Annotated in this window: 28 protein-coding genes; 16 read left to right on the forward strand and 12 right to left on the reverse strand. The window is 65.5% G+C overall.

The window, feature by feature from the left end; genetic code table 11:
- Positions 1–162 precede the first annotated feature (162 nt).
- Positions 163–981, forward strand: coding sequence for an EF-hand domain-containing protein (locus Q0030_RS28885; protein WP_298374892.1), 819 nt, complete (start codon positions 163–165; stop codon positions 979–981).
- 126 nt (positions 982–1,107) lie between these two features.
- On the opposite strand, the gene Q0030_RS28890 is transcribed toward Q0030_RS28885, so the two are convergent.
- The 7 genes from Q0030_RS28890 to Q0030_RS28920 all read right to left on the reverse strand — a co-directional run bounded on the left by Q0030_RS28890 (position 1,108) and on the right by Q0030_RS28920 (position 8,541).
- On the reverse strand, positions 1,108–2,103 hold the full coding sequence (locus Q0030_RS28890; protein ID WP_298374895.1) for a P1 family peptidase: 996 nt from the start codon (positions 2,101–2,103) through the stop codon (positions 1,108–1,110).
- A 187-nt stretch (positions 2,104–2,290) separates the two neighbouring features.
- Entirely contained in the window at positions 2,291–3,409 is a 1,119-nt protein-coding gene (locus tag Q0030_RS28895; protein WP_097675725.1) for a branched-chain amino acid ABC transporter substrate-binding protein, read from the reverse strand.
- Positions 3,410–3,575: 166 nt separating this feature from the next.
- Positions 3,576–4,325: an ABC transporter ATP-binding protein gene (locus tag Q0030_RS28900; RefSeq protein ID WP_298374898.1), complete on the reverse strand. Its 750-nt coding sequence runs from the start codon at positions 4,323–4,325 to the stop codon at positions 3,576–3,578.
- Positions 4,322–5,155: an ABC transporter ATP-binding protein gene (locus Q0030_RS28905; RefSeq protein ID WP_298374901.1), complete on the reverse strand. Its 834-nt coding sequence runs from the start codon at positions 5,153–5,155 to the stop codon at positions 4,322–4,324. The genes Q0030_RS28900 and Q0030_RS28905 overlap by 4 nt, the downstream gene beginning before the upstream one ends.
- Complete coding sequence (livM, locus tag Q0030_RS28910) at positions 5,152–6,477, reverse strand: high-affinity branched-chain amino acid ABC transporter permease LivM (RefSeq protein WP_298374904.1); 1,326 nt, start codon at positions 6,475–6,477, stop codon at positions 5,152–5,154. The genes Q0030_RS28905 and livM overlap by 4 nt, the downstream gene beginning before the upstream one ends.
- A 10-nt stretch (positions 6,478–6,487) precedes the next feature.
- Positions 6,488–7,405, reverse strand: coding sequence for a branched-chain amino acid ABC transporter permease LivH (locus Q0030_RS28915; protein ID WP_092115272.1), 918 nt, complete (start codon positions 7,403–7,405; stop codon positions 6,488–6,490).
- A gap of 377 nt (positions 7,406–7,782) precedes the next feature.
- Positions 7,783–8,541, reverse strand: a complete 759-nt coding sequence (locus tag Q0030_RS28920) for a hypothetical protein (protein ID WP_298374907.1) — start codon at positions 8,539–8,541, stop codon at positions 7,783–7,785.
- Between the two features lie 182 nt (positions 8,542–8,723).
- Between Q0030_RS28920 and Q0030_RS28925 the strand changes: the two genes are divergently transcribed.
- On the forward strand, positions 8,724–9,266 hold the full coding sequence (locus Q0030_RS28925) for a hypothetical protein (RefSeq protein ID WP_298374909.1): 543 nt from the start codon (positions 8,724–8,726) through the stop codon (positions 9,264–9,266).
- Here Q0030_RS28925 and Q0030_RS28930 read toward each other — a convergent pair.
- From Q0030_RS28930 to Q0030_RS28940, 3 genes are all read right to left on the reverse strand, one after another.
- Entirely contained in the window at positions 9,246–9,638 is a 393-nt protein-coding gene (locus tag Q0030_RS28930; protein WP_173637433.1) for a carboxymuconolactone decarboxylase family protein, read from the reverse strand. The two genes, Q0030_RS28925 and Q0030_RS28930, sit on opposite strands and share 21 nt — an antisense overlap.
- A 223-nt stretch (positions 9,639–9,861) precedes the next feature.
- Complete coding sequence (gene pcaD, locus Q0030_RS28935) at positions 9,862–10,644, reverse strand: 3-oxoadipate enol-lactonase (RefSeq protein WP_298374914.1); 783 nt, start codon at positions 10,642–10,644, stop codon at positions 9,862–9,864.
- A gap of 24 nt (positions 10,645–10,668) precedes the next feature.
- Positions 10,669–12,024: a 3-carboxy-cis,cis-muconate cycloisomerase gene (locus Q0030_RS28940; protein ID WP_298374916.1), complete on the reverse strand. Its 1,356-nt coding sequence runs from the start codon at positions 12,022–12,024 to the stop codon at positions 10,669–10,671.
- Between the two features lie 208 nt (positions 12,025–12,232).
- On the opposite strand from Q0030_RS28940, the gene Q0030_RS28945 reads away from it, so the two are divergent.
- From Q0030_RS28945 to Q0030_RS28985, 9 genes are all read left to right on the forward strand, one after another.
- Positions 12,233–12,679, forward strand: coding sequence for a carbon monoxide dehydrogenase subunit G (locus tag Q0030_RS28945; protein ID WP_016840413.1), 447 nt, complete (start codon positions 12,233–12,235; stop codon positions 12,677–12,679).
- 168 nt (positions 12,680–12,847) lie between these two features.
- Positions 12,848–13,333, forward strand: a complete 486-nt coding sequence (locus Q0030_RS28950) for a (2Fe-2S)-binding protein (RefSeq protein ID WP_021077804.1) — start codon at positions 12,848–12,850, stop codon at positions 13,331–13,333.
- A gap of 37 nt (positions 13,334–13,370) precedes the next feature.
- On the forward strand, positions 13,371–14,177 hold the full coding sequence (locus Q0030_RS28955; RefSeq protein ID WP_298374922.1) for a xanthine dehydrogenase family protein subunit M: 807 nt from the start codon (positions 13,371–13,373) through the stop codon (positions 14,175–14,177).
- An 86-nt stretch (positions 14,178–14,263) separates the two neighbouring features.
- Positions 14,264–15,172, forward strand: coding sequence for a MoxR family ATPase (locus Q0030_RS28960; protein WP_298374925.1), 909 nt, complete (start codon positions 14,264–14,266; stop codon positions 15,170–15,172).
- Positions 15,173–15,371: 199 nt separating this feature from the next.
- Positions 15,372–16,574: a VWA domain-containing protein gene (locus Q0030_RS28965; RefSeq protein ID WP_298374928.1), complete on the forward strand. Its 1,203-nt coding sequence runs from the start codon at positions 15,372–15,374 to the stop codon at positions 16,572–16,574.
- A gap of 29 nt (positions 16,575–16,603) precedes the next feature.
- Entirely contained in the window at positions 16,604–16,927 is a 324-nt protein-coding gene (locus Q0030_RS28970) for an XdhC family protein (RefSeq protein ID WP_298374931.1), read from the forward strand.
- 2 nt (positions 16,928–16,929) lie between these two features.
- A complete protein-coding gene (locus Q0030_RS28975) occupies positions 16,930–17,631 on the forward strand; it encodes an XdhC family protein (RefSeq protein ID WP_298374934.1) in 702 nt (233 codons plus the stop codon).
- Complete coding sequence (locus Q0030_RS28980; RefSeq protein WP_298374936.1) at positions 17,628–19,232, forward strand: molybdopterin-binding/glycosyltransferase family 2 protein; 1,605 nt, start codon at positions 17,628–17,630, stop codon at positions 19,230–19,232. The genes Q0030_RS28975 and Q0030_RS28980 overlap by 4 nt, the downstream gene beginning before the upstream one ends.
- Before the next feature lie 304 nt (positions 19,233–19,536).
- Positions 19,537–19,887 carry a DUF4189 domain-containing protein gene (locus tag Q0030_RS28985; protein WP_298375023.1) on the forward strand — a complete coding sequence of 117 codons (351 nt, stop codon included), beginning with the start codon at positions 19,537–19,539 and terminating at the stop codon, positions 19,885–19,887.
- 9 nt (positions 19,888–19,896) lie between these two features.
- Here Q0030_RS28985 and Q0030_RS28990 read toward each other — a convergent pair whose 3' ends face one another.
- The gene (locus Q0030_RS28990; RefSeq protein ID WP_298374938.1) at positions 19,897–21,114 is read right to left on the reverse strand and encodes an FAD-binding oxidoreductase; all 1,218 of its coding nucleotides are present in this window, start codon (positions 21,112–21,114) and stop codon (positions 19,897–19,899) included.
- Between the two features lie 193 nt (positions 21,115–21,307).
- Here Q0030_RS28990 and Q0030_RS28995 point away from each other — a divergent pair, with 193 nt between their 5' ends.
- Positions 21,308–21,718, forward strand: coding sequence for a DUF2000 family protein (locus Q0030_RS28995; protein WP_298374941.1), 411 nt, complete (start codon positions 21,308–21,310; stop codon positions 21,716–21,718).
- Positions 21,719–22,181: 463 nt separating this feature from the next.
- Here the strand turns inward: Q0030_RS28995 and Q0030_RS29000 are convergent, their stop codons facing one another.
- Positions 22,182–22,388, reverse strand: a complete 207-nt coding sequence (locus Q0030_RS29000) for a hypothetical protein (protein WP_298375029.1) — start codon at positions 22,386–22,388, stop codon at positions 22,182–22,184.
- On the opposite strand from Q0030_RS29000, the gene Q0030_RS29005 reads away from it, so the two are divergent.
- The 4 genes from Q0030_RS29005 to Q0030_RS29020 are packed head-to-tail and all read left to right on the forward strand — an operon-like array spanning position 22,363 to position 25,843.
- Positions 22,363–22,923 carry a TetR/AcrR family transcriptional regulator gene (locus Q0030_RS29005; RefSeq protein ID WP_298375026.1) on the forward strand — a complete coding sequence of 187 codons (561 nt, stop codon included), beginning with the start codon at positions 22,363–22,365 and terminating at the stop codon, positions 22,921–22,923. The genes Q0030_RS29000 and Q0030_RS29005 overlap by 26 nt on opposite strands.
- Entirely contained in the window at positions 22,920–23,717 is a 798-nt protein-coding gene (locus tag Q0030_RS29010) for an efflux RND transporter periplasmic adaptor subunit (RefSeq protein ID WP_298374943.1), read from the forward strand. Before Q0030_RS29005 ends, Q0030_RS29010 begins: the two co-directional genes overlap by 4 nt.
- Complete coding sequence (locus tag Q0030_RS29015; RefSeq protein ID WP_298374946.1) at positions 23,714–24,673, forward strand: ABC transporter ATP-binding protein; 960 nt, start codon at positions 23,714–23,716, stop codon at positions 24,671–24,673. Before Q0030_RS29010 ends, Q0030_RS29015 begins: the two co-directional genes overlap by 4 nt.
- A gap of 6 nt (positions 24,674–24,679) precedes the next feature.
- Entirely contained in the window at positions 24,680–25,843 is a 1,164-nt protein-coding gene (locus Q0030_RS29020) for an ABC transporter permease (RefSeq protein WP_298374948.1), read from the forward strand.
- Positions 25,844–25,955: the final 112 nt, after the last annotated feature.

The following is a 25,955-nucleotide window of genomic DNA, read 5'->3' on the forward strand; positions in this document are numbered from 1 at the left end:
GAGCCGGAAAATTCTGCCGCCGGCGGCAGCTCTTGCCGGGTGCGCGGAACCCGCAACGATGCGCCAAGGCCTGGTTTTATTGGGTTTTTGCCATGGCACGCCGCTTGCTGCGCCCTTGCCAAGCGTTTGAGCCGCCAGGCGCGGCCTTGTTGGAGTATTGCCATGTTATTTGCCATTGGCGCTGCGTCATCCGCCATCGATCTTTTGAGCTCGCTGATGTCGTCGAAGTCGACGACACAGACCGGCAGCTCCACGCAGGGAAATCAGTCGACCGGGCTGTTCTCGGCCTCGACCAGCACCTCGACGTCGACCTCTGGCAGCACGGCTACCGGCACGGGCAGCAGCAGCTCCACGCAGATTTCGCCGCTGACCATGAGCGCGCTGCTCGACGCGCAGAGCCAGTCGCAGACCACGGCTTCGACCAGCGCGACGCCGACCAGCCGGTCGGATGCGCTGAAGGACCTGTTCTCGCAGATCGATGCCGACGGCAACGGCCAGATCACCAAGTCGGAATTCGAGAAGGCGCTCGGCGCCGGCGGCACCAACATCGCGCAGGCCGACGACGTGTTCTCCAAGCTCGATACCAATGGTGACGGCAGCGTCAGCCTCGGCGAGATGTCGCAGGCCCTGCAGGGTCACAAGGGCGGCGGCCATCATCACCACGCGGCCGGCGGCTCGACCGACGGATCCAGCGGCGGCTCGGGCGGATCGAGCTCCGATCCGTTGATGCAGGCGCTGAACGGTGCGACCTCGACCTCGGTGACCAACAGCGACGGCTCGACCACCACCACCACGACCTATGCCGACGGCTCCAAGGTGTCGATGACGTCGGCGGCCACGTCGTCGACCACCAGCAGCGCGAACTCGTCCTCCGCCGGCAGCAACGCGACCTCGTCCTACAATTTCATCGAGCAGTTGATCCAGCGCCAGTCGCTGGCGATCTCGGCCCAGGCCTCGTCGTCGCTGTCGGTCAGCGCTTAAAGCGAGACTGGTAATTTCCGTCATTGCGAGGAGCGAAGCGACGAAGCAATCCATCTGTCCACATGTGCGGACAAATGGATTGCTTCGCTTCGCTCGCAATGATGGCAGAGCCAGAAGCGCGATGACCTAACCGAATTTGTCCCGCCAGCTCGGCAGCGCGCCGGGAAAGGGAAGCGCGGTGGCTGAATGGACGCCGCGCGCGATCGCGCGCGCCACCGTGTTGGCGGCGATCGCACCGAGCTTGGTCAGGCCGAACAGCGGATCGACCGGCTTTGCGCCGGTCGCGGCGGCAAACACCACATCGCCGTCGAGCGGGGCATGCACCGGGTAGATCGCGCGCGCCATGCCGGTCTGCGCAATCATCGCAAGGCGCCTCGCCTGCGGCTTGGTCAGCTGCGCATCGGTCACGACAACGACGAGCGTGGTGTTCTCGGCGGCGGTGGCGTCCGCGCCGCCCTTCAGCCGCAGCTTCAGCATGTCCGGCGTGAACGCGGGCGGCAGGCCGCGCCCGCCGAATTCACCGTCGACCTCGAACGGCGCCGCCCAGAACCACGGACCGCTGCCGACCGTGACACTGCCGACCGCGTTGACCACCGCAAGCGCTGCGACCTTGACGCCGTCGTCGGTCACAGCCGACGCCGAACCGAGGCCGCCCTTCAAATTGGCGGTGGTCGCGCCCATGCCGGCGCCGACGCTGCCGAGCTCGAAATTGTCGGAGGCGGCATTCGCCGCCGCATAGCCGAGATCGCGATAGGGCGGAAAGCGTCCCCACGCCTTGTTGCCGCCGTTGAGCAGGTCGAAGCAGATCGCGCCCGGCACGATCGGGATCACCGCATCGCGGATGCGAAAGCCGCGGCCGCGCTCGGCGAGCCAGGCCTGCACGCCGCCGGCCGCGTCTAACCCGAGCGCCGAGCCGCCGGACAGCGTGATGGCGTCGATCGCCTCGACGACATTGTGCGGGGACAGCAGCGCGTCCTCGCGGGTGCCCGGACCGCCGCCGCGGACGTCGATCGAGGCCACCGCCGGCCGCTCGAACAGGATGGCGGTGACGCCGGAGGCGATCACGGCGTCGTCGGCGTGGCCGACGCTGACGCCGGCAATATCGGTGAGAAGGTTTTTCACGATTGGGTCCGTCCGCCTGCTGTCCGATCGATCCGGTATAGCAGCCGCGGCGGATGCAGCAACCTTTGAGCGCGCGTGAGCAGGGACCTGCGGCAGGACTGAGGTAAGACTTGCAGGTATCCGGTCAAAAAAACGCCCCGGCGGAGCGGGGCGTTTTCGTTACTCTGACTGGATCAGCGCGAGAGGCTCAGGAGCCCTTCGGATTGATCTCGGTGTAGTTGCCCTTGGCGTCCCACTTGTAGACGACGTAGTCGATCGCCTTGATGTCGCCCTTGGCGTCGAAGCCCATCTTGCCGAGCACGGTGTCCCAGTCGCCGGCCTTGATGGTGTCCATCACCTTCTTGGCGTCGGTGGTGCCGGCCTTGGCGACTGCCTGCGTCCAGACCTGCATCGCGGCGTAGGTGTAGAGCGTGTAGCCTTCGGGGTCGATGTTCTTGGCCTTGAACTTCTCGACGATCGCCTTCGCGGTCGGCTTGTTGCGCGGATCGGGGCCGAAGGTGAACAGCGTGCCTTCGGCGGCGGGGCCGGTGATCGAGGCGAACTCCTTGTCGTTCATGGCGTCGCCCGCCATCAGCACGGTCTGCAGGCCCTGGTCGCGCATCTGGCGCAGGATCAGGCCGGCTTCCTGATGGTAGCCGCCGACATAGACCAGATCGATATTGTCGCGCTTCAGGCGCGAGACGATCGAGTTGAAGTCCTTGTCGCCCTTGTTGTAGGACTCGAACATCTTCTCCTGGAAGCCGGCCTTGTTCAGCGCCTTCTTGGTCTCGTCGGCGAGGCCTTTGCCGTAGGTGGTCTTGTCGTTCAGGATCGCGACGTTCTTGCCCTTGAAGTTCTTCATGATGTAGTCGGCGGCGACCAGGCCCTGCTGGTCGTCGCGGCCGCAGACGCGCGCCACGTTCCACAGCTTGCGCTCGGTGAACAGCGGGTTGGTCGACGCCGGGGTGATCTGCAGCACGTTGGCGTCGGCATAGGCCTCGGAAGCCGGGATCGACGACGACGAGCAGAAATGGCCGGCCACGAACGGGATCTTCGAGGAGCCGATCTTTTCCGCGATCGAGCGCGCCTGCTTCGGATCGCAGGCATCGTCGTCGGCTTCCAGCGCGAGCTTCTTGCCGAGCACGCCGCCGGCGGCGTTGATGTCGGCGACTGCCTGCTCGGCGCCGTTCTTCATCTGCCGGCCAAAAGCGGATTCGGAGCCCGTCATCGGGCCCGCGACTGCGATGGTGATGTCTTGCGCGAACGCGCTCGCCGATAATGCGAACGACGCGCCCAGTGCCAGGCCGATCAGCTTCAGTGATTTCATGAGACGTCCCTCGTGGTCGTTGCCTCTTGCGGAAGGGCCCGGCATGCCGGGCCCCAAAACCGCGGGCATTCTCGGCTGATTTCGCGGCGAAGTCACCGGCAATTTTCAGGCAAATCGACGCTGCATCAGCCGCATCCTGCTGCAAGGGGCGGCGCTCAAGGGTGAGTTAGCCGCGGCGGCCGCCTTCCAGATAGGCGGCGCGGATCTCCGGGCGCTGCAGCAATTCGGCGCCGGTTCCGGCCAGCGTGATCAGGCCGTTGACCATGACATAGCCGCGATGGGCGAGCTTCAGCGCATGGTTGGCGTTCTGCTCGACGATCAGCACGGTGAGGCCGTCCTGCCGGTTCAGCGTGCGGATGGCGTCGAAGATCTGCCGCGCGATCAGCGGCGCAAGGCCGAGCGAGGGCTCGTCCAGCATCAACAGCCGCGGCCGGCTCATCAAGGCGCGGCCGATCGCGAGCATCTGCTGCTCGCCGCCCGACAATGTGCCGCCGCGTTGTGCGACGCGCTCCTTCAGCCGCGGAAACAGCGCGAACACGCGCTCCAGCCCGGCCTCGCGTTCGGCCTCGCTGCATTCGGTGGCGTCGGCGCCCATCTGCAGGTTTTCCGCGACGCTCATGCGCGGAAAGATCCGCCGGCCCTCGGGCGATTGCGCGATGCGCAGCCGCGCGATCTCGTGGGTCGGCACGCCGGTGATGTCGTGGCCATCGAATTCAATGCGGCCGGCGCGCGCGCGCGGCCTGCCGAAGATCGTCATCATCAGCGTCGACTTGCCGGCGCCATTGGCGCCGATCAGGGCGACGATCTCGCCTCGATTGATCTCGATGTCGACGCCCTTCAGCGCCTCGATCTTGCCATACGCCGCACGCACGCCGCGCACCGCGAGCAGGGGTGTGGTTGCCGCTGCCGCGCTCACGTGCCGCTCTCCATCACGGCGATCGCCTCTTCCTCGTCGGCGCCGAGATAGGCGGCGATCACCTTGGGGTCGTCGCGGACGGCCTGCGGCGTGCCTTCGGCGATCTTGACGCCGTAGTCCATGACCACGACGTGATCGGAGATCTCCATCACGACCGACATGTCATGCTCGATCAAGAGGATCGAGGTGCCCTGTTCGTTGCGGATCGACAGCAAGAGCTCGTTGAGCCCGCCGCTCTCGCGCGCATTCAGTCCGGCCGCCGGCTCGTCGAGACAGAGCAGCGCAGGCTCGGTGCACATCGCGCGCGCGATCTCGAGCCTGCGCTGGTCGCCATAGGGCAGATTGCCGGCGGCATCGTCGGCGCGGTCCAGCAGCCCGACGCGGTTGAGCCAGGTCCGCGCCAGCTCGATGGCGCGCTGCTCGGCCTCGCGCCACGACGGCAGGCCGAGCAGGCCGAGCAGGGTCAGGCCGGAGGCGCGCATCAGCGCGTTGTGCTGGGCGACCATCAGGTTTTCCAGCGCGGTCATGCCGGGAAACAACCGGATGTTCTGGAAGGTGCGCGCCACCTTCGCCTGCTTGGAGATGCGGAAATCGTTCAGCCGCTCGAGCTGGATGGTGCGGCCGTCATCATGGGCGAGGCGGATCGCACCGCCGCTCGGCCGGTAGAAGCCGGTGATGCAGTTGAAGACGGTGGTCTTGCCGGCGCCGTTCGGCCCGATCAGCGCGGTGATCTTGCGCCGCTCGGCCGCGAAGGAGAGCTCGTTGACCGCGACGATGCCGCCGAAGCGCATCATCAGGCGATCGACGGTGAGGATATGGTCGCCGCTCATCCGTGGCCCTCCTTGACGAGGTCGGACGAGATCGCCTGGTTGCGCTCCAGGAACACGGTGGGCGCGCGATGGCCGATCAGTCCGCGCGGCCGCCAGATCATCAACAGCACCATCGCGATGCCGAACACCAGCATGCGGTACTGATCGAAACCACGGAACAGCTCGAAGCCGCCGATCATGGCGAGCGCGGCCAGCGCGACGCCGAGCTGCGAGCCCATGCCGCCGAGCACGACGATCGCCAGCACCAGCGCCGATTCCTGGAAGGTGAAAGATTCCGGGCTGATGAAGCCCTGCCGCGTGGCGAAGAACGCGCCGGCAAGGCCGCCGAACATCGCGCCGGTCGCGAACGCCGTCAGCTTGGTGGTCGTGGTGTTGATGCCGAGCGCGCGGCAGGCGACCTCGTCCTCGCGCAGCGCCTCCCAGGCGCGGCCGATCGGCAGCCGCCGCAGCCGGATCGTCACCCAGTTGGTCAGCAGCGCCATCGCCAGGATCAGATAGAACAGGAAGACGAGGCGGTGGGTCGGCGAGAACTCGATGCCGAGCCTGGCGGCGAGCCCGTCGTCGCCCGGCGTCAGCGGAATGCCGAACATGGTCGGGCGGGGGATCCCCGAGACGCCGTTGGGGCCGCCGGTCAGGCTCTGCCAGTTGATGATGACGAGGCGGATGATCTCGCCGAAGGCGAGCGTCACGATCGCCAGATAGTCGCCGCGCAGCCGCAGCACCGGGAAGCCGAGCAGCACGCCCCAGAACGCCGCCAGGATGCCGGCGAGCGGCAGGCAGACCCAGAACGACAATCCGAAATTGGTCGCGAGCAGCGCGTAGGAATAGGCGCCGACCGCATAGAACGCGACATAGCCGAGGTCGAGCAGGCCGGCGAGGCCGACCACGACGTTCAAGCCCCACCCAAGCATCACATAGGTCAGGACCAGGATCGACAGGTCGAGAATGTAGCGCTGGTTGTAGAAGATGACGGGCACGAGGAATGCGAACACCAGGAGCGCGGGCGCCAGCCATCGTCCGGCGAACGAGATCGCTGATTGCACCGGCTTCGGCACAATGCTGTCCTTGTCGACCGGTCCCCACCATTGCCGCAGCAGCTCGACGATGATGCTGCCGCCGAACACCGTGCCGACAAGGGCGGCGAGGTCGCCGAACCGCGTCCAGTAGATCAGGCCGCCTTGCGGTCCGGCCTCGGTGCGCACGCCGATCATCAGCGAGAACAGCACCAGCGCGACCAGTGCGCTGATCAGGGCTTTCTTGAGAATGAAGGCGCTGCCCGAGGGCTGCGCGGCGGGCGATGGTCGGGCTGTGGTCGCGCTCACGAAGTGCCTGTCAGACTTTTTCGACTTCGGGACGGCCAAGCAGGCCGGTCGGCATGAAGATCAGCACCACGATCAGGATCGAGAACGCGGCGACGTCCTTGTACTCCACCGAGAAATAGGCCGACCAGAACGTCTCGATCAGACCGATCGCAAGCCCGCCGAGCATCGCGCCCGGCAGCGAGCCGATGCCGCCGAGCACGGCGGCGGTGAACGCCTTGATGCCGGCGACGAAGCCCATGAAGAAATCGACCAGGCCGTAATACAGCAGGTACATCATGCCGGCGACGGCGGCGAGCGCAGCACCGATCACGAAAGTCATCGAGATGGTCCGGTCGACGTCGACGCCGAGCAGTGCGGCCATGGTCTGGTCCTGCTCGCAGGCGCGCATGTCGCGCCCGAGCCGGGTGCGCGACACCAGCCAGGTGAACAGCGCCAGCAGCACGATGGTGGCGAGCACGACCATGATCTGGATGTTGGAGAGCTGCACGGCGAAGCCTTGCGCGCCCTCATGCAGCGTGTAGCCGCCGGTGATGATCGGCGGCACCGGCTTGACGCGCGCGCCCTGCGACACCTGCGAGAAGTTGGTCAGCACGAACGACATGCCGATCGCCGACAGCATCGGCGCCAGGCGGAACGAATGCCGCAACGGCCGGTAGGCGATGCGCTCGATGGTCCAGCCATAGAGCGCGGTGATCGCCATCGAGACCAGCAGCACGATCAGCAGGATCAGGGGGATCGCGGTGAGGCCGAGCGACACCAGCACCAAAAACGAGATCAGCGCGATGAAGCCGCCGATCATGAAGATGTCGCCATGGGCGAAGTTGATCATGCCGACGATGCCGTAGACCATCGTGTAGCCGATGGCGATCAGGCCGTAGATCGAACCGAGCACGAGGCCGTTGATCAGTTGCTGGGCGAAATAATCCATGCGCTGCCGTAACTCGAGGGGTGACGCGCCGAGGGCCCCCGGCAGCCTGGTCCGTCGCGTCGTGACATTTTCTAACAGTGGAATACCGGCGGCGGCAACAGCGTGGCAGCAGCAGATAAGGGCTTGTACATAACTACTTCGGCGGGTGCGGTTCCGATGTCACAGGGGCGATACCTCGCTGCCCTGCAATGATCGCGCCGGAACCCGTGTTGGCCAAGCCACAGCGACGGTCAGAAGCCCGGGGAGCAGCAGGATCCCGACCGGCAGGGCCAGAAACCCAATCCGGAGCGCTCATTCGGGGCAATTGAGCAGATGCAACAAATGGGTCTCACCGAACGACGAGGCCCATTTGTCAGCTCTTTTGTTTCTGCTTCTGCTCAGGCCAACTGATCGGCGAAGCGGCCGCGGAAGGCGAATGAACCGAAATGCGTGAGCTCGCTTCGAAGGTCGAGCCAGATTTCGCCGCCGAGATCGAGCCAGCGCCGGCAGAAGGCGTAATCTTCGGACAAATACTCGCCGGTCGTCTTGTCGATCATGCATTCGAACAGCGAGACTCGGTCGAGGTCGGCGCGAACCAGGTCGCCGGTGTTCAAGTCGTTGCTCTTGTGGTTCGCCCGATATTTGAGTTCGGGGTGGGCGTCGCACAGCCTGACGAGGGCGGATCGCTTCATCATCAGGAAGCCGGTTCCGGCATACCGGACCTTGGCGAAGCCATCGCCGCGAGCCGTGATCTGGTCGCCCTCCCATGTGACGACATAGTCCAGCGAGGATGACGCGAGGTTTTGCCGCTTGGCCTCCGCGGCCCGCTGCACCTTTGCCCAATCGATGTGCTTGAGCGGGTAGGCCGCGGCCGAAACCTCGGCGTCGCAATCCAGCAGCCGGAAGACGGACTCGGGTTCGAACCCGATATCGGCATCGATGAACAGGAGATGGCTGGCGCCGGATACAAGGAATTGGTGGGCCAGTTCGTTCCGGGCGCGCACGATCAGCGATTCGTTTCCTATCAGGTGGAACTGGATGTCGATGCCCCGGGCAGTGGCCACCGCCTGAAGCTTCAGGGCGGACAGCACATAGGCCATCTTCAGGTCGCCGCCGAAACAGGGCGTCGCGACGAAAACGCGGGTTCTTTCGGTCATTTTACCCCCTTTATCTCGACCGGCGCAGCTGCCGGCCGGGCCCGATCGCATCGATCCGGAACCATCGCACCGCGCTTAACCTTAACAAAGGGTTTAAATTGCTGCCGGCAATCGATCGGCGTTACCTCGCAGGCTGAACCGTCGCCAACCCAAAAAGGGCGCCGGAACCACGGGAAGCGGCAATGTCGAGTAACTGGCGGATCAGCTCCTTCAACGGCGCGCTGCTTGCGGCCTATTTCATTCCGGTCTGGACCATCATCGCCTTCAGCATCATCGTGTCGCCGATCCACGGCCTCTATGAGCGGCCGAGCGTATCGATCGCCTTCTACGCCAGCGACCACCTGCACCTCGCCAAGATGGCGACGGTGCGGCTGGCATGGCTGCTGGCGCTGGCGCGGATCACGGTGGTGGCGTTCTTCGCGGTCTTCCTCGCGATGGCCGCGTTCTCGCCGCTCCGCAAGACCAGCAGCGGCGCCGACGAGGCACTGGCTGTGGCGCTCTGCCTCGGCAGCGTGCTGAGCTTCGCCAGCATGATGATGGCGTCCAAGGTCGGCGAGATCGAAGCGTTGCGCATGCATGCGGCCGAGCTCCTGATGCTGCTCGGCACCGCGATCGTGATGCTGTTCGAGACCTCGCCGAAGCGAACCGCCGAGTCGTCCGCTGCCAAGGCACCTGAGGCCGAGACGGGCGCACCGGCAGGCGGGCTATCCCTTCAGCAGCCCTAGTTCGGCGATGATCGCGCCGGCTTCCTTGACGGCGTGATTGGCGGCAGGCACGCCGCAATAGATCGCCTGCTGTAGCAGGATCTCCTTGATGTCCTCGGGCGTGAAGCCGCCTTCGCTGAGCGCGGCGCGCACATGCAGGCGGAATTCGTCCCACTGGCCGAGCGCGACCATGGTGCCGATGACCAGCACGCGGCGCGTGCGGTGATCGAAATGCGGCCGGGTCCAGATGTCGCCCCACGCATAGCGCGTGATCAGGTCCTGGAAGTCGGTGTTGAACGCGTTGCGGTTCTTGATCGACTTGTCGACCCATTCATTGCCCAGCACCTTGCGGCGCTGTGTCATGCCGTCGTCGCGGCGCTGATTGTCGTCCATCGGTGTCTCCTCCCGTCATTGCGAGCGAAGCGAAGCAATCCAATTCACCGCTTGCGGAGGCATGGATTGCTTCGTCGCTGTGCTCCCCGCAATGACGCTTTTGTGCATTTGGAATCGTAGCCCGGATAGAGCGAAGCGTAATCCGGGGTTCGGCGCTAGTCTCAAGACTTGTCCCGGATTTCGCTTCGCTCCATCCGGGCTACACGGGTCCTTCGTCGCTTCGTCAGCGTTGCGTCAGGAAGCCGACCACGGCTTCGGTGAAGGCGTGCGACTGCTCGACATTGGAGATGTGCGCGGCATCGAGCAGCGTCATGCTGGCGCCGGGAATGAGGCTCCGGATCATCTCACCCGCCGACACCGGCGTCGCCATGTCCCGCTTTCCCGCGATCACCAGGGTCGGGCTCTCGATCCTGGGCAACAGCGCGCGCTGGTCGAGCGTCGACAGCGCTTCGCAGCAGGCGAGATAGCCCTCGACGGGAGAGGCTAGCAGCATCGCCTTCATCCGCGCTGTGGTCTCCGGCTCGCGCTCACGGAAGTCGGCGGTCAGCCAGCCTGCGATCACGGTGTCGGCGACGGCGGCGATGCCGCCTTGCTTCACCGCCTTGATGCGGTTCAGCCAGTTGGTCGGATCGGGATAGTAGCAGGCGGTGTTGGCGAGGATGATCTTGCCGAATCTGTCGGGCGCGTTGGCCCCTAACCATTGCCCGACCATGCCGCCCATCGACAGGCCGCACCAGTGCACCTTCTCGATGTTGAGGTCGTCGAGGATCGCAAGCACGTCGCGGCCGAGCCGCTCCATCGAGTAGGGGCCTGCCGGCACACCGGATTTGCCGTGGCCGCGACGATCGTAGCGGATGACGCGGAACATCTGCGTCAGTGCCTTCATCTGCGGTTCCCACATCTGCAGAGTGCAGCCGAGCGAGTTCGACAGCATCAAGGTCGGTCCGCCATCACGGCCATCCACCTGGACGTTGAGCAGGCATCCGTCGGCGTTGATCATCGGCATCGTCTTGTCCCTCTCGTCATCCCGCTACTTGTCATCCAGTGAAGCCAGCAAACGGTCGATCAGCGCCTGCGAGGCGCCCTGATAGGCCATCGGCTCGAACAGTTCTGCGAGATGCTTTGTGTCGAGAAGCGCAGTGACCTTCGCATCCGCCGACAGCACGTCGCGCAGATGCGTCTTCTCCGCGACCGCTTTCTTGCTGGCAGCTTCGATCAGGTGATGGGCGTCGCTCTTGCCGATCTTTTCGGCCAGCGCAAAGGTGACGGCTTCCGCCATGATCAACCCATGAGTCGCATCGAGATTGGCGCGCATCCGCGCCGCATCGACCTCGAGCCCTTCGGCGAGGTCGACGATGGCGGCGAGCGCGCCCGAGGTCACCAGCATCAAGGTCGGCAAGGTCGGCCATTCCGCGTGCCAGGGACCGGCGCTACGCTCATGGTCCTGCACTTGCGCCGCGAAGATCGTGGCAGTGAGGTTCGGCGCCATGGTGGCGGCCCCCAGCGCGCTCGCGGCGGCAACGGGATTGCGCTTGTGCGGCATGGTCGAGGAGCCACCGCGGCCGGCGCCGGCGGGCTCGAAGGCTTCGCCGACATCGGTCTGCATCATCAGCGACACGTCGCGCGCGATCTTGCCGCAGCTGCCGGCGAGGATCGCGAACACCGACGCCGCCTCCGCGATGCGGTCGCGGTGGGTGTGCCAGGGCGCGTCCGGCAGCGGCAGGTCCAGCTCTTTCGCAAGCGCTTCGGCGACCGCAAGGCCCTTGTCGCCGAGCGCGGCGAGCGTGCCGGCGGCGCCGCCGAATTGCACGGCCAGCGTCTCGCGGCGCAGGCGCAGCAAGCGCTTGCGGGAGCGGTGCAGGGCCGCGGCATATTCGGCAAGCTTCAGGCCGAACGGCATCGGCAGCGCATGCTGCAGCCAGGTCCGCGCCACCACCGCAGTGTCGCGATGGGCGCGGGCAAGCCCGGCAAAACCCGCAACAGCGCGCTCGAGGTCGGCGAGCAGCGCATCGATGCCGGCGCGCAGCGACAGCATGGTCGCGGTGTCGATGACGTCCTGGCTGGTCGCGCCCCAATGCACATAGCGCGCCGCCTCGGCATCCTTTTTGGCGACGTTGGCGGTCAGGGCCTTCACCAGCGGGATCGCCAGATTGCCCGAGCGCGTCGCGGCATCGGCCAGCGCGGCGAGGTCGAATGATTCGGCTTTGCAGGCAGCGCCGATCGGGCCGGACGCCTCGTGCGGGGTGACGCCGCAGGCCACTTCGGCGCGGGCCAGCGCGGCCTCGAAATCCAGCATGTTTTGCAGGATGGCGGCGTCGTCGCAGACCGCACGCATCGCGGCGCTCGACAGCATCGGCGCAAGCAGGGGGGACAGGGCTGTGCTCATGGCGCGCGACCTAACCATTCCTGCGCGTCGCTGCCAATGCCCCTGCGCTGCCGTCAAATTCAGCAAGCGGACCGCGCGATTTCGTGAACGATGCGCTTGGCTTGCTGCGGTGCGAATATGCATCGCTCATCCTCCGAAGGTGCCCTTTCCTTTGCGCCCGGGCTGCTTTACTTGGAGGCAAAGGTTTTAGCGATCGAGGAGGTCCCCCATGGCCATGACAATGACCGGCGAAGTCCAGCTTGCAGCGCCGCGCCAGGCTGTGTGGGACAAGCTCAACGATCCCGAAGTGCTGAAGGCCTGCATTCCCGGCTGCGAAGAGCTCGAGAAGACCGACGAGGGCGGCTTCCGCGCCACCGCCAAGATGAAGGTCGGCCCGGTCTCTGCCCGCTTCAAGGGCAAGGTCACATTGAGCGATCTCGATCCGCCGAACGGCTACAAGATTTCGGGTGAAGGCGAGGGCGGGGTCGCCGGCTTCGCCAAGGGCGGCGCCACCGTCGGCCTTGCCGACAAGGACGGCGGCACGCTCCTGAGCTACAACGTCGAGGCGCAGATCGGCGGCAAGCTCGCCCAGCTCGGCCAGCGCCTGATCAACGGCGCCGCCAAGAAGCTGGCGGACGAATTTTTTGCAAATTTCGCCAAAGCGGTGCAGGGTTAACCCCGCAGGCGGGCCGGCTTATTCAGGCCCAGCCATGCCTTGCCGTTATGTCCTGGATGGGTGGCTCGAAAGGTTGCCCATCGCGGGGCGCGCCCATATTATGCCGTCTGGAATGATTTTAAACCGCCTGCTTCGCCGATATGCGGTGGGGCAGATAAGAGAGTGCTGATGGCCAAGATTTCAATGATCGTGAACGGCAACCCCGTTAACGCGAACGTCGACCCCCGTACCCTTCTGGTCCAGTTTCTGCGCGAAAATCTGCGGCTGACAGGTACCCATGTCGGCTGCGACACCTCGCAGTGCGGCGCCTGCGTCGTGCATCTGGACGGCAAGGCGGTGAAGTCGTGCACGACGCTTGCGGTGATGGCCGACGGTCATGAAGTCAAGACCATCGAGGGGCTGGCGGCCGATGGCGCGCCGCTGCATCCGATGCAGGAGGCCTTCCGCGAGCATCACGGCCTGCAGTGCGGCTTCTGCACGCCGGGCATGATCATGACCGCGGTCGACCTGGTCCATCGCAAGGGCCACGACCTCTCCGACGAGGTGATCCGCGAGGAGCTGGAAGGCAATCTGTGCCGCTGCACCGGCTACCAGAACATCGTTGCTTCGATCGCCGCCGGCGCCAAGGCGATGGCCAAATCGGACCTCGCCTAATCAGCAATTCGTCGCGACAAGCGATCAGGACATTCCAATGTACGAATTCAAATATCATCGTCCCGGCACCGTGCGGCAGGCTGCCAATCTCCTGGTGAAGAACGAGGACGCCAAGCTGATCGCCGGCGGTCACACGCTGGTGCCGGTCATGAAGCAGCGGCTCGCGAGCCCGCCGCATCTGGTCGACCTCTCCCATATCGAAGGTCTCGACACGATCGAGATGAAGGGCCGCTCGCTGGTGATCGGCGCCACCGCCAAGCACGCCGAGGTCGCGAACTCCGCGACCGTCCGCGAGGCGATCCCGGCGCTGGCCGAGCTTGCCGGCATGATCGGCGACCCTGCCGTGCGCCACCGCGGCACCATCGGCGGCTCGCTCGCCAACAACGATCCGACCGCCGACTATCCGGCCGCGGTTCTGGCGCTGGGCGCGACCATCGTCACCAACAAGCGCCGGCTCAAGGCCGAGGAATATTTCCAGGGTCTGTTCTCGACCGCACTGGAGGCCGACGAGATCATCACCAAGGTGATGTTCCCGCTGCCGAAGAAGGCGGCCTATGTGAAGTTCCGCAACCAGGCCTCGCGTTACGCGTTGGTCGGTGTGTTCGTGGCCAAGCGTCCGTCGGACGTGCGCGTCGCGGTCACCGGGGCAGGCTCGGACGGCGTGTTCCGCGTCGCCGCGTTCGAGGAGGCCCTGAAGAAGCGCTTCTCGCACAAGGTGCTCGACGGTATCGCGGTTCCCCCCGACGGGCTGAACAGCGACCTGCACGGCAGCGCGGAATACCGCGCGCATCTGATCGGCGTTCTGACGCGCAGGGCGGTGGAAGCCGCCAACGCCAAGGACTAGATCCAAGGGACTAGATCCGAACCGGATCCCAAGGACTAGATCTAACGCGTGACATTGCTAACCCCTGTTCGAAGACTGGCTGTTCCATGAGTGCATCGGCGTTACCCACTTCCGTCGATGCGCTCGAGCAGCTCTTGACGTCGCGCGGCTATCTCGCCGAACGGTCGCTCGCGACCGTGACCTATCTCGCACTGCGGATGGGCCGGCCGCTGTTCCTGGAAGGCGAGGCCGGCGTCGGCAAGACCGAGATCGCAAAGGTCCTGTCGGCGGCGCTCGGGCGCAAGCTGATCCGCTTGCAATGCTATGAAGGCCTCGACGTCGCCTCCGCCGTCTATGAGTGGAGCAGCGCGGCGCAGATGATCGCGATCCGGCTTGCAGAAGCCTCCGGCGACACCGATCGCGACCAGCTCGCGAGCGATATTTTCGCCGAGCGCTTCCTGATCAAGCGGCCGCTGCTGCAGGCGCTCGAGTCCGACGTCGCGGGTCCTCCGGTGCTGCTGATCGACGAGCTCGACCGCGCCGACGAAGCGTTCGAGGCGTACCTCTTGGAAATCCTCAGCGACTTCCAGGTCACGATCCCCGAGCTCGGCACCGTGAAGGCGCCGGCGCCGCCGATCGTCATCATCACCTCGAACCGCACCCGCGAGATCCACGACGCGCTGAAGCGGCGCTGCCTCTATCACTGGGTGGATTATCCCACGGCCGACCGCGAGCTTGCGATCGTTAAGTCGCGGGTACCGAACATTTCCGCAAAACTGTCGCAGCAGGTCGTCCGCTTCGTGCAGGCGCTGCGCAACCAGGATTTCTACAAGTCGCCGGGCGTCGCCGAGACCATCGACTGGGCCACCGCGCTGTCCGAGCTCGACGCGCGCTCGCTGACGCCGCAGGTGGTCGGCGACACGCTGGGCGCGCTGCTCAAATATCAGGACGACATCGCGCGGATGCAGGGCGATGCGTTGCAGAAGACATTGAAGGAAGCGACGAGCGAGACGTAAGGCTCGCGTCATAACAACGTTCGTCATTCCGGGATGCGCCATCCGAACTCGGGTTTACCCGAGTTCGGCAGACTTAAGTGTCCAAGTCGGCAACAGCCGACTTGGATGGCGCGAGCCCGGAATCCATACTCACGATTGTGGTTATGGATTCCGGGCCTGCGCCTGCGGCGCATCCCGGAATGACGGGAGTGGATAGCTAATGGCCATCAACCACCTCGCGCCTCCGACCGGCCACATGGCCGACAATGTGATCGGCTTTGCCCGCGCGCTGCGGGCGGCCGGGCTGCCCGTCGGGCCGGGCTCGGTGATCGATGCACTCGATGCGCTGCAGCTGATCGAGGTCGGCCATCGCCTGGACTTCTACGCCACGCTGGAGGCGATCTTCGTCAAGCGCCATGAGCATGCGCTGATCTTCCGCCAGGCCTTCGAGCTGTTCTTCCGCGCCGCGGAGGAGTGGAAGAGCATGCTGGATTCGGTCCCGCTGCCGGACCACGCCAAGAAGAAGCCGCCGCCGGCCTCGCGCCGCGTCCAGGAGGCGATGGCGCAGCCGGCCAAGAGCGAGGAGCGGCCGCAGGCCCAGGAGCAGGAGCTGAAGCTCTCGGTCTCCGACAAGGAGGTGCTGCAGAAGAAGGACTTTGCGCAGATGACCGCGGCCGAGATCGCCGAGGTCACGCGCGAGATCGCCAGGATGCGGCTGCCGCAGGCCGAACTGGTGACCCGCCGCTACCAGCCCGACGCGCGCGGCTTGCGGCTCGACATGCGCCGCACCGTGCGCAACTCGCTGCGCACCGGCGGCGAGATCATCGATATCCGCAAGCTCGGCCGGATCGAGAAGCCGGCGCCGATCGTGGCGTTGCTCGATATCTCCGGCTCGATGAGCGAGTACACCCGCCTGTTCCTGCACTTCCTGCACGCCATCACCGACTACCGCAAGCGGGTCTCGGTGTTCCTGTTCGGCACCCGCCTGACCAATGTGACGCGCGCATTACGGGCGCGTGACCCCGACGAGGCGCTGGCGAGCTGCACATCCTCGGTCGAGGACTGGGCCGGCGGGACGCGGATCGCGACCTCGCTGCACACCTTCAACCAGCTCTGGGCCCGCCGGGTGCTCGGGCAGGGCGCCATCGTCCTCCTTATATCCGATGGACTAGAACGCGAGGCGGATGCCAAACTGGCCTTCGAGATGGACCGTTTGCACCGCTCCTGCCGCCGCCTGATCTGGCTCAACCCGCTGCTGCGCTATTCGGGCTTCGAGGCCAAGGCGCAGGGCATCAAAATGATGCTGCCCCACGTTGACGAATTTCGCCCGGTGCATAACTTGACGTCCATCAAGGGCTTGATCGGGGCGCTGTCATCCCCGCCGCCGGCGCACCACCGCAGCCTGATCCGCTCTGTAGCCTAAGAAGCCTGACCCGATAGCAGGAGGCCACCATGCTGAACCGCGACGAAGACATCCTTCAGGCCGCCGAGACCTGGCAGAAGCAGGGCCATGGCGTGGCGCTCGCCACCGTGGTCGAGACCTGGGGTTCGGCGCCGCGCCCGGCTGGCTCGAGCCTCGTCATCAATGACGACGGCACGTTCTTAGGTTCGGTCTCCGGCGGCTGCGTCGAGGGCGCCGTCGTCACCGAGGCGCTCGACGTGATCGGGAGCGGCCAGGCAAAAATGCTCGAATTCGGCGTCGCCGACGAGACGGCCTGGAATGTCGGCCTGTCCTGCGGCGGCACCATCCGCGTGTTCGTCGAGAAGGTCGGTTAGCCGTGAAACTCGAAGTCCTCAAAGAGCTGAACGCCGAGCGCGCCGCGCGCCGCCCGGTCATCATCGTCACCGACACCGCCAATGGCGAGCAGCGCCTGGTCAAGGCTGCGGACATTGCCGCCGATCCGCTACGGGCCGAACTCGCCAAGCAGCTCAGGATGGGCAAGAGCGGCAATGTCGAGGTTGCGGGCAAGAAGCTGTTCCTCAACGTCTACGCGCCGACCGCAAAGCTGGTGATCATCGGCGCGGTCCATATCAGCCAGGCCTTGGCGCCGCTGGCGCGCTCGCTCGACTATGACGTGACGGTGGTCGATCCGCGCACGGCGTTTGCGAGCCCGGAGCGTTTCCCCGACGTGCCGCTGGTCGCCGAATGGCCCGATGTCGCGCTGCCGCCGCTCAATGTCGATCACTACACCGCGTTCGTCGCGGTGACGCATGATCCCAAGATCGACGATCCGGCGCTGCTGCACGCCTTCGACCGCGACTGCTTCTACATCGGCGCACTCGGCTCGCGGAAGACCCACGCCAAGCGTGCCGAGCGGCTGCGCGCGCAGGGCGCCAAGGACAGCGACATCGCGCGCATCCACGCGCCGATCGGCCTCGACATCGGCGCGGTGTCGCCGTCGGAGATCGCGGTCGCGATCATGGCCGAGATCACCGCGCAGCTGCGTCTGCCTCCCAAAGAAAAAGAAGAAGCGGCATGAAGTTCGGTCCCGCCAGTCCGGCCGACGCGATTGGCGGCGTCACCGTGCATACGCTCCGCCAGGGCACGCTGGTGCTCAAGAAGGGCACCACGATCGGCCCTGATGAGGTCGAGGCGCTGACCAAGGCCGGCGTCAAGGACGTCGTCGTGGTCCGGCTGGAAGAGGGCGATGTCTCCGAAGACGTCGCGGCCGCCAGCATCGCACAGGCGGTGGCGGGCGAGGGCGTCAATGTCGAGCGCGCCTTCACCGGCCGCGCCAATCTGTTCGCTGCGCGCCCCGGCGTGCTGGTGGTCGATCGCGCCGCGGTCGATCGCATCAACGGCGTCGACGAGGCGATCACCTTTGCAACCCTCGCGGCTTACAAGCCGGTGGTCGAAGGCGAGATGATCGCGACCGTCAAGCTGATCCCGTTCGGCGTCGAGGGCCGGCTGCGCGATGCGGCCGTGGCCGTGGCTGGCAAGGACACGCTGCGGATCGCGCCCTACACGATCAAGAAGGTCGGCGTGGTCTCGACGCTGCTGCCGGGCCTCGCGCCGAAGGTGATCGACAAGACGCTGCGCGTCACCGCCGAGCGTCTGGCGCCGGCCGGCGCCACCATCATCGCCGAGCGCCGGGTGCCGCATGACGAGACCGTGCTCGCGGCCTCGATCAAGGAATTGCTCGGTTTGGGGGCCGAGCTTGTCATCGTGTTCGGCGCATCCGCGATCGCCGACCGCCGCGACGTGATTCCGGCCGCGATCACAGAGATCGGCGGCGCGATCGAGCATTTCGGCATGCCGGTCGATCCCGGCAATCTGCTGTTGATCGGCAGCGCCGGCGGCGTGCCGGTGCTGGGCGCACCGGGCTGCGCGCGCTCGCCGGTCGAGAACGGTTTTGACTGGGTGCTGATGCGGCTGCTCGCCGGCATCAAGGTGACGCGGTCGGATCTCACCGGCATGGGCGTCGGCGGCCTGTTGATGGAGATCGTGACGCGGCCGCAGCCGCGCACCGTCCCCGACACCGAAGGCAACCGCAACGTCGCGGCGATCGTGCTCGCCGCCGGCCGCTCGACCCGGATGGGCGGCCCGAACAAGCTGCTCGCCGAGCTCGACGGCAAGAAGCTCGCACGCATCGTCGCCGAGCAGGCGCTGGCCTCGAAGGCCTCGGAGGTGATCGTCGTCACCGGGCACCAGGCCACGCTGGTCGAGCAGGCGCTTGATGGACTCAAGGTCAAGTTCGTCCGCAATCCGGATTTCGCCGGCGGCCTTGCCAGCTCGGTGAAAGCCGGCATCTCGGTGGTGTCCGACGGCGCCGATGGCGCGGTGGTCTGCCTTGGCGACATGCCGCTGATCGATGCCAAGCTGATCGATCGCCTGATCGAAACCTTTGCGCCCGACCGCGGCCATCTGATCGCGGTCCCGGTCAGCGAGGGCCGCCGCGGCAATCCGGTGTTGTGGTCGCGGCGCTTCTTCAGGGAATTAATGACGCTCGACGGCGACATCGGCGCCCGTCATCTGATTGCCAAGCATGCCGAGGTGGTCGCCGAGGTCCCGGTCGAAGGCAACAGCGCCTTCCTCGACATCGACACGCCGCAGGCGCTGGAAGCCGCGCGGCGCGGCTAGCTCCATCCGCCGTCGTCCCGGCCAAGCGAAGCGCGAGCCGGGACCCATAACCACCAATGCGGATTGTTTTGCGCGGCTGGGGCCGCTTCCCCGCCAACAACAACGTTCGGTGGTTATGGTCCCGGCCCCCGTGCGCAATTGCGCACTAGGCCGGGACGACGTGCAGATAGAACTCGCCCAACCCGTCATTCACCATCTGGAAACGACCCCTGCGTACAGTCCGCGCCGGACTTTGGGGGATTTCCGCTTGATCATTTCGACCGCCGCCGCGCAGCGCCGCGCGCTGACGATTCTCGTCCTGACATTGCTGCTCGGTGCCACGCGTTTCTCCGTGGAAACCTTCGTCCCCAAGGCTCACGCCGCCGGCGCGTTCGCGGTCGGCAAGTGCGGTGCCTATGGCCAGGCCTACGATTATCCGGCGGAGGGCGCGGCGCGCGCCGCGGCGCTGAAGCAGTGCAAGGGCGAATGCACCACCGTCACCATGAAGCGCGCCTGTGCCGCGCTTGCGATCGACATGAAAAATCCCTGCGGCGCCCATGGCTATGCGGTGGCGCCGAAGATCTCGAGCTCGCTCAATGCCGCGACCAAGAAGTGCTACGACTACGGCGGCAAGGAATGCGTAATCCGCGCCTGGGCCTGCGACGCCAAGGGCTAGGGTGTGCGCTCAGACGGCGCCGTAGAAGTGACGATATTGCCAGGCGGCGTCGCGCTCCAATCGGGCTTCCGACCACGATTGGTCTTTGAACCGCGTAACCGACATCGGCGATAGATCGACGGGCGGCTTGCCGTCCACGATCCAGGCTGCAAGTGCCTCGCCGACAGTTGGCGAGATCGACAGACCGGCGACATTGCACCCGCTCGCAAAATAGAAGCCGGTCGCGCCAGTGGCCGGGCCAAGAACATGATGGCCGTCGGCGGTCATGGTCGGAATGCCACCGCGGAATTCCCGCACTTTGGCGGTTTGCAGGGACGGGAGCTGATCCTTCACCTCACCGGCGGCTGCATGAAGCACGCCGATGTCGAGCGGCATGTCCTTGACGTCGAAGCCGGCCCCCAGCGACTGCATATCGAAGAAGCGCGGCGATTCCTCGTAGACGCCCCACAGGAAGCCGCCTTGGCACGGGCGCATATACACCGCGGCATCCATGATGCGGATCATCGGCAAGTCGGCACGCGCGCCGTCCATCGGCTCGGTGACGATCAATTGCTGCCGGGTCGGCACCAGCGGCACGCGAATGCCGCTTGCCTCCGCGATCTGTCGCGTCCACGCACCGGCGGCATCGACGACGACCGGACTTTCGATGATGCCGTTCGCGGTGGTCACGCCGGTCACCTTGCCGCCGTCGATGTTCACGGCGTGCACGTCGGTCTTCGGCAGCACGGCCGCGCCCCGGGCCGCCGCGGCCCTGGCGAAGCCGACGGCAATCTGCGCCGGGTCGAAATAGCGGTCGTCGCCGATCCGCATCGCGGCGACGACACCCGCCGGCTGCAAGAACGGATTAAGTTGGCTCGCCTGCTCCGGAGTGATCAGCTCGACATCGAGGCCCATGCGGTGCCCGCGCTCAAAGTCATCCCTGATCACCTCGGCGTCCTGTGGCCGACGCGCGATCTTCAGGCTGCCCGAATGCACCCAGTCGAGCGGCTGGCCGGTTTCTTCCGTGAACGCCTCGATCTTGCGGCACGCGTCCTTGATGAGGCCAATCATCAGGTCGCTCTTGCGTGCGCAACTCACCATGCCTGCCGCTCGCGGCGAGGTTTGCGATCCGATCTCATGCTTGTCGACAAGGGCGACGCTGAGATCGCCACGCTTGCTCAAGTAATACGCTGTGGCCGCGCCCAATCCGCCCGAACCAATCACAACAACATCGGCCTTGCCGATCATGTGCAATGCCTTGAATAATGCCGATGGTAATCGAACGCTCGAAGCCTACTACGCGGCCCAGGACCTGACTATGGCTTTCCGGCGCATGTGGAAGCAGATGCTCAAGCCTTCGTCGCGGGCGCGGAACGGAAGGTTCCAGCCGTCGGCGGAATCCGACTGGCGTTGCTCGCGGCTCTGCGGATAAGCTCGCACCATGCAGTTCGACACCAAGATCGCGGTCGTGATCCGCACCGACCTGGAAGCCTGGCAGAAGCTCAACGTGGCGTCGTTTCTCGCCGGTGGCATCGCCGCTTCGTTTCCCGAATGTATCGGCGAGAATTACGAGGACGGCTCGGGGACGAAGTATCTGTCCCTGATCGGCCAGCCGATCCTGATCTACGGCGCCGATCGCGCGCAGTTGTCACGCGCGCTGGAACGTGCGCTGGCGCGCGAGGTGCGGCCGGCGCTGTACACCGAGGACATGTTCAAGACCACGCATGATGCCGCCAACCGCGAGGTGGTGAGGGCGGTGGCACGCACTGAACTCAACCTGGTCGGTCTTGCCTTTCGCGCCGAGCGGAAGGTGGTCGACAAGATCCTCGATGGGCTGAAGTTTCATACGTAGTCGAGCAGCGGGCGTTGCAGGGTAGGATGGGTAGAGCGAAGCGAAACCCATCATTTGCACCGCGGACGTGAATTGATGGGTTTCGCTGCGCTCTACCCATCCTACGAACTGCCGACTCTCTCCGTCGTCATTCCCCGGTGCGCAATTGCGCACCTGGGTGCTCGCGAAGAATCCATTTATCTAGGCGTCATGTGGCTCGATGGATTCCGGGCTCGTGCTTCGCACGCCACGGAATGACGGAGAGGGCGGTGTGGAATGCAGTGCACGCTTGAGCGTGCACAGGGCCCATGGAGGCGATCGGGACCAGGCTTGCCTCGAGTGTTGCGCCGCGAGACCGCGGTCGCACGGCCTCTGACCGTCAGCCCGGAAATGGGAACGGCTTTTGATCCCGCTCAAGCACGCGAACAGGAACATTTCGTATCGAACCGGGTCTTCCTGGATCACATTGACAATGACTGACCAGTCAGTCATATTGTGGCATGACAAAGCGCACCGAAAAGACGACCCCCAGCCCACCCGCCAAACGCCGCACCACGATCCGCGCCGCCGCGGCGAGGATCCCGAAGGTGGCCTCCGCACCACTGCCTGAGGCGAAGCCGGCTGCCAGCCGCGCCGGGAAATCCGCCGAGCGGCGCGCGGCGATCATCGAGGCGGCGATGGACGAGTTCATTGCACGCGGCTTTGCCGCGACGCGGCTCGACGATGTCGCCAAGCGCGCCGGCGTCGCCAAGGGCACGCTCTATCTCTACTTCAAGGACAAGGAATCGATGTTCGAGGAGCTGATCCGCACCGCGCTGGTGCCGCTGATCGGCCGCTTGACCGCGCTGCCGACGATCACCGGTCCCGTGCGCGACGCGGTGGAGGGGTTTGCCGAGACCTTCATGCGCGAGGTCGTGGCGACCCGGCGCGGCGACATCATCCGCCTGATCGTGTCCGAAGGGCCGCGCTTCCCGGCGATCGCCGATTTCTATTTCCGCGAGGTGGTGTCGAAGGGCCTGACCGGCATGAAGGCGCTGGTGCAGCTCGCGATCACGCGCGGCGAGATCAAGCATCGCGAGCTCGGGGATTTCCCGCAGCTGGTCGTCGCGCCGGCGATCGTCGCGGTGATCTGGCAGAGCCTGTTTGCCCGCCACGCGCCGCTCGATGGGCTCGCGATGTTCAAGGTGCATCTCGATCTGATCTTCGGCGAACGGAGGAAGACATGACCGCGTCGCGCATGATGAAGCTGATCGCGGCCGTCGCGCTGGCCGCGGCGCTCGCCGGTTGCAAGGAGAAGCGCGACCCCGGCTTCCAGGGCTGGGTCGAGGCTGACATGATCTTCGTCAGCCCGGATGAATCCGGCCGCGTCATCAAGCTCAACGTGCGCGAGGGCGAGGAGGTCAAGCCCGGCGATATGCTCTATTCGGTCGACGACGATTTGCAGCGCGCCGATCTCAACCAGAACAACGCGACCCTGGCGAACGCGCAGCAGAGCTACGACCGCGCGGCCTCGCTGCGCGGCACCGGCGCCGGCACCCAGGCCAATCTGGATTCCGCTGTCTCGGCACTGCGCGTCGCGGAAGCGCGCGTCGTCACCTCGCAGACGCGGCTCGACCGCCGCAAGGGCTTTGCGCCGATCGCGGGCTCGATCCAGCAGATCTATTTCCGCGAGGGCGAGATGGTGCAGGCGCAGCGGCCGGTGCTGTCGATCATGCCGCCCGGCAACATGAAGCTGCGCTTCTTCGTGCCGGAGACCGAGCTGCCGAAGCTTGCGCTCGGCGACGAGGTGAGGGTGACCTGCGACAATTGCGCTGATGATCTCACGGCGAAGATCTATTTCATTGCGACCACGGCGGAGTATACGCCGCCCGTCATTTACAGCCTCGATGAGCGCAACAAGCTGGTCTATCTGATCCAGGCGCGGCCGAGCCGGCCCGATGTCCTGCGCGTCGGTCAGCCGATCAGCATCTACCTCAATCCCAAGACTAACTCGAAGACGCCGGTGGCGGAGCGCAGATGAACGGCGGCCTGAGCAACACGCAGCCCAACGCAGCTTCCATCGCGATCGATGTGAAGGGCCTGACCAAATCGTTTGGCGGGAGAGAGGTGGTCCACGACCTGTCGATGCAGGTCAAGCGCGGCTCGATCTACGGCTTCCTCGGTCCCAACGGCAGTGGCAAGACCACCACCATCCGCATTCTGTGCGGCCTGTTGACGCCCGACAGCGGCGAGGGCACCTGCCTCGGCTACGACATCCGGCGCGATGCCGACAAGATCAAGCGCAAGGTCGGCTACATGACGCAGCGCTTCAGCCTCTACCAGGATCTGTCGGTGCGCGAGAACCTGGAGTTCGTCGCGCGGCTCTATGGCATGCCGGATGCGCGTGGCGCCGCGGCCGACATGATCGCGCGGATCGGGTTGAAGGGCCGCGAGGAGCAGCTCGCCGCCAATCTCTCCGGCGGCTGGAAACAGCGGCTGGCGCTCGGCGCCTGCACGCTACCCAATCCGCAATTGCTGCTGCTGGACGAGCCGACCGCCGGCGTCGATCCCAAGGCGCGGCGCGATTTCTGGAACGAGATCCACGCGCTCGCGGCCGAAGGGCTCACCGTGCTGGTCTCGACCCATTACATGGACGAGGCCGAGCGCTGTCATGAGATCGCCTATATCGCCTACGGCCACCTCTTGGCCCACGGCACGGTGGATGAGGTGATCGCAGCCTCCGCGCTGTCGACCTGGACGGTGACGGGCGAGGATTTCAACGGATTGATGGCCGAGCTCACCGGCAAGCCCGGCGTCGACATGGTGGCGCCGTTTGGCACCAGCCTGCACGTCTCCGGCCGCGACAAGGCGGCGCTCGAGGCTGCCATTGCGCCCTACCGCAGCAATTCGAAGTGGCACTGGCAGCCGAGCGAGCCGTCGCTTGAGGACGTCTTCATCGACCTGATGGGGCGCTCCAAGGACAACTTCCAGGGATAGAGTCCGATGAGTGCGACGGATACGATCCAGAAAGACGAAGAAAGGGAGTCGGCGTTCGGCTTCTGGCGGCGCAGCTATGCGATGCTGGTCAAGGAGTTCATCCAGCTCCGCCGCGACCGCGTCTCGTTCGCCATGATCATCATGCTGCCGGTGATGCAGCTGACGCTGTTCGGCTACGCCATCAACACCACGCCGCGCAATCTGCCGACCGCGGTGCTGACCCAGGAGGACAGCGATCTCGGCCGCTCGATCCTGAAGGCGATGGAGAACACCGCCTATTTCCATTTTGTCCGTGAGGTGCACACCGTCCAGGAGTTCGACGAGCTCCTGCAGTCCGGCAAGGTGCTGTTCGGCGTCGAGATCCCGCGCGGCTTCGAGCGCGCGGTGCGGCGCGGCGACCGGCCGGCGCTGCTGGTCGCGGCCGATGCCACCGATCCGGTCGCCTCGGGCACCGCGCTCGGCACGCTCGGGCCGCTGGTGCAGTCCGCGCTGGCGCATGACCTGCATATCGGCGATCCCCCTGACATGCCGTTCGAGATCCGTGCCCATGCCCGCTACAACCCGGCGGCGGACTCGCGCCTCAATATCGTGCCCGGCCTGGTCGGGACCATCCTGACCATGACCATGCTGATCTTCACCGCGCTGTCGGTGACGCGCGAGATCGAGCGCGGCACCATGGAGAGCCTGCTCTCGATGCCGATCAAGCCGGTCGAGGTGATGTTCGGCAAGATCATCCCCTACGTGCTGGTCGGGTTCATCCAGGCGACGCTGATCATCGCCATCGGCATCGTGCTGTTCGGCGTGCCGGTGCTCGGCAGCCTGACGCTGCTGGCGCTGCTCACCACGCTGTTTATCACCACCAATCTGTCGATCGGCTACACGTTCTCGACCATCGTGCAGAACCAGCTGCAGGCGATGCAGCTCTCGATGATGTTCTTCCTGCCGAGCATCCTGCTGTCCGGCTTCATGTTCCCGTTCGCGGGCATGCCGGTCTGGGCGCAATATATCGGCGAGGGGCTGCCGCTGACCCATTTCGTACGCATCGTCCGCGCCATCATGCTGAAGGGCGCGGCGATGCCAAACCTGCAATACGACACCATCGCGCTGGTCGCCCTGATGTTGTTCGCCATGACCATCGCCGTGACGCGCTTCCGCCGCACGCTCGATTGAGGCTAAGATGGCCGTAGTTGTTCATCGTCATTCCGGGGCGATGCGAAGCATCGGACCCGGAATCTCGAGATTCCGGGTTCGCTTCGCGTCCCGGAATGACCGGGGCGGGGAA

This window comes from uncultured Bradyrhizobium sp. (genome assembly GCF_947648125.1).
Taxonomy (GTDB): Bacteria; Pseudomonadota; Alphaproteobacteria; order Rhizobiales; family Xanthobacteraceae; genus Bradyrhizobium.